This window comes from Cellulomonas septica (assembly GCF_012396155.1).
In the GTDB taxonomy this organism is placed as follows: Bacteria; Actinomycetota; Actinomycetes; order Actinomycetales; family Cellulomonadaceae; genus Cellulomonas; species Cellulomonas septica.
On sequence record NZ_JAAXOY010000376.1, the window covers coordinates 1 to 3,405 of the forward strand.

Consider the following 3,405-nt stretch of genomic DNA (forward strand, 5'->3'; position numbering starts at 1 on the left):
AGCAGGACGGCCGACGGCACGCGGCACGAGGTGGACGGCGATGGCGCGCGCACAGGCGGCTCCCGGCCCGACGCAGGACGAGCTCGACGCGCTCGCGGACCTGGGCGCGGGCGGCACGTGGGAGGTGCACGGCCGGCGCCTGCGCGTGACGAACCTCGACAAGGTGCTGTTCCCGGCGCGCGGCGACGAGCCGCCGGTCACGAAGCGCGAGCTGCTCGCGTACGCCGCGCGGATCGGGCCGGTGGTGCTGCCGTACCTGCGGGGGCGGGCGCTCAACCTGCACCGCTACCCGGAGGGTGCGCACCGCCCCGGGTTCTGGCACAAGCAGGTGCCGGACCACGCGCCGGACTGGCTGCCGCGGTGGGACAACCCGGAGGCGGACGAGGGGGAGACGACGACGTACCTGGTCGCCGACGAGCCCGCGGCGCTCGTGTGGGCGGCGAACTTCGGCGCGCTCGAGTGGCACGCGTGGACGTCCCGCACGGACGACCCGCACCTGCCGACGTACGCGTTGATCGACATCGACCCGGGCACGTCGACGACGTGGGACGAGGTGCTGCTGCTCGCGCGGCTGCACCGGGACGCGCTCGCGCACCTCGACGTGCGGGCGGCGCCCAAGCTGACGGGGCGGCGCGGCATCCAGGTGTGGATCCCGGTCGCGGTCGGCCCGGACTTCGCCGAGACGCGTGCGTGGGTGGAGCGGTTGTCGAAGACCGTCGGGGCGGTCGTCCGCGACCTCGTGAGCTGGCGGTGGGAGGTGCGTGAGCGGGGCGGGCAGGCGCGGCTCGACTACACCCAGAACGCGATCAACAAGACGCTCGTCGCGCCGTACAGCCCGCGCGCGGCCGCCGGTGCGCCCGTGTCGGCACCGATCACGTGGGACGAGCTCGACGCACCGTGGCTGCGGCCCGACGCGTTCACGGTCCGCACGGTGCTCGACCGGGTCGCCGAGCGTGGCGACCCGTTCCGCGCGGTGCTCGACGACGACCAGGTCCTGCCGCGTCTCGCCTGACCAGCGCGCCGCTGCGGTGGCGACGGGATGGCGGTCGGCGTTGACTGGACGACGGTCCGGCAGCGGGCCCGTCGCCGCCCTGCAGGGAGGTGCGATGCACGTCGACCGGATCGCCGAGCCGTGGGGGACGAGGACCCCGTACGCGCGTGGGACACGGTGGCCGACCCGGGTGGACACGTTCCTGGAGCCCGGGACCACGACCGACGACGTCGAGCGGTGGGTGCCCGCGGCGTCGTTGCTGCACTCGAACGGCGACGCGATGGACGTCGCCGTCGCGGGCGGGCGGATCGTCGGGGTGCGCGGGCGCGCGCAGGACCGTGTGAACCACGGCCGGCTCGGGCCCAAGGACCTGTTCGCGTGGCAGGCGAACGCGTCGCCGGACCGGCTGACCCGACCGCTCGTGAGGCGCGACGGCCGGCTGCAGGAGGCGTCGTGGGACGAGGCGATGGGCCTCGTCGTCGCCCGCACGCAGGCGCTGCTGGACGAGCAGGGCGCGTCGGCCGTCGGGTTCTACACGTCGGGGCAGCTGTTCCTCGAGGAGTACTACACGCTGGCCCTGGTCGCGCACGCGGGGATCGGCACGAACCACGTCGACGGGAACACCCGGCTCTGCACGGCCACCGCGGCCGAGGCGCTCAAGGAGTCGTTCGGGGCCGACGGGCAGCCCGGGTCGTACGCGGACGTCGACCACGCGGACGTCATCGCGCTGTTCGGGCACAACATGGCCGAGACGCAGCCCGTGCTGTGGATGCGCGTGCTCGACCGGCTCGCGGGCGACGACCCGCCGCGCCTGCTGTGCGTCGACCCGCGCCGCACGGCCGTCGCGCGCGCCGCGACCGTGCACCTGGCACCGCGGCCCGGCACGAACGTCGCGCTCATGAACGGGCTCCTGCACGAGGTCGTCGCGCACGGCTGGGTCGACGAGGACTACGTCGCCGCGCACACCGTCGGGTACGACGACCTGGCCGCGACGGTCGCGGACTACCCGCCCGAGAAGGTCGCGCGCATCTGCGACGTGCCCGAGGAGGACCTGCGCGCGGCGGCCGAGCTGCTCGGCACCGCGGACCGGCTCATGTCGACGGTCCTGCAGGGCTTCTACCAGTCGCACCAGGCGACCGCCGCGGCGGTGCAGGTCAACAACCTCCACCTGCTGCGCGGCATGCTCGGCGAGCCCGGACGCGGGCTGCTCCAGATGAACGGGCAGCCGACCGCGGAGAACACGCGCGAGTGCGGCGCGGACGGCGACATGGCGGGGTTCCGCAACTGGTCGAACCCGCAGCACGTCGCCGACCTGGCCCGCGTGTGGAACGTCGACCAGGACGTCATCCCGCACTGGTCGCCGCCCACCCACGTCATGAAGATGCTGCGCTACCTCGAGGACGGCTCGATGCGCATGCTGTGGGTGCAGGCGACGAACCCGCTCGTCTCGCTCCCGGAGCTCGAGCGCGTGCGGTCGGTGCTCACGCAGGACCGCACGTTCCTCGTCGTGCAGGACGTCTTCCTGTCGGAGACCGCGCAGGTCGCGGACGTCGTGCTGCCCGCGGCGACGTGGGGCGAGAAGACGGGCACCTTCACGAACGTCGACCGCACCGTGCACCTGTCGGAGAAGGCGGTCGACCCGCCGGGGGAGGCGCGGCCCGACCTCGACATCTTCCTCGACTTCGCGCGGCGCATGGACCTGCGCGACAAGGACGACGGACCCCTCGTCCCGTGGTCGACGGCCGAGGAGGCCTTCGAGGCGTGGAAGGAGTGCTCGCGCGGTCGGCCGTGCGACTACTCGGCGCTCACGTACGCGCAGCTCCGCGGCGGCGGCGTCCAGTGGCCGGTCACCGACGAGCACCCGCTCGGGACTGAGCGGCTCTACGGCGACGGCCGCTTCCCGGCGGCGCCCGGGTACGCCGAGACGTACGGCCGCGACCTCGTGACGGGCGCGCCGTTCGAGGCCGACCAGTACAAGGCCCTCAACCCCGAGGGTCGGGCGCTGCTGCGCGCCGTGCCGTACGTGCCGCCGCACCACGTGCCGTCGGAGGACCTGCCGCTGCAGCTCGTCACGGGCCGGACGATCTACCACTTCCACACGCGGACCAAGACGGGTCGTGTGCCGCAGCTGCGCGACGCCGCCCCCGACGTGTGGATCGAGCTCTCGGCGGCGGACGCCCGGGCGCGCGACATCGCCGAGGGCGACCGCGTGCGGGTCCGCACCGCGCGCGGGTCGGTCGAGGGCGCGGCGCGCGTGAGCGAGGTCCGGCGGGGCGTCGTCTTCGTGCCGTTCCACTACGGCTACTGGGACACCGACCCCGGCCACGAGCCCGGCGGGGCCGGTCGCGCGGCGAACGAGCTCACGCCGACCGAGTGGGACGCGGTCTCCAAGCAGCCGCTGTTCAAGACGGCCG

2 protein-coding genes are annotated in these 3,405 nt (G+C 74.2%); both read left to right on the forward strand.

Translation table 11 applies throughout. The features are described from left to right. Window positions 1-40 precede the first annotated feature (40 nt). Entirely contained in the window at window positions 41-1,012 is a 972-nt protein-coding gene (locus HGA02_RS13495) for a DNA polymerase domain-containing protein (RefSeq protein WP_210728555.1), read from the forward strand. A 94-nt stretch (window positions 1,013-1,106) separates the two neighbouring features. Continuing rightward, window positions 1,107-3,405: molybdopterin oxidoreductase family protein (locus HGA02_RS13500; protein ID WP_168679441.1), on the forward strand; the 2,299-nt coding region annotated here is incomplete at its 3' end.

Bases quoted from the DNA above. Each gene is read 5' to 3' on its own strand.
- HGA02_RS13495 (WP_210728555.1), top strand. From the start codon at position 41: ATGGCGCGCGCACAGGCGGCTCCCGGCCCGACGCAGGACGAGCTCGAC.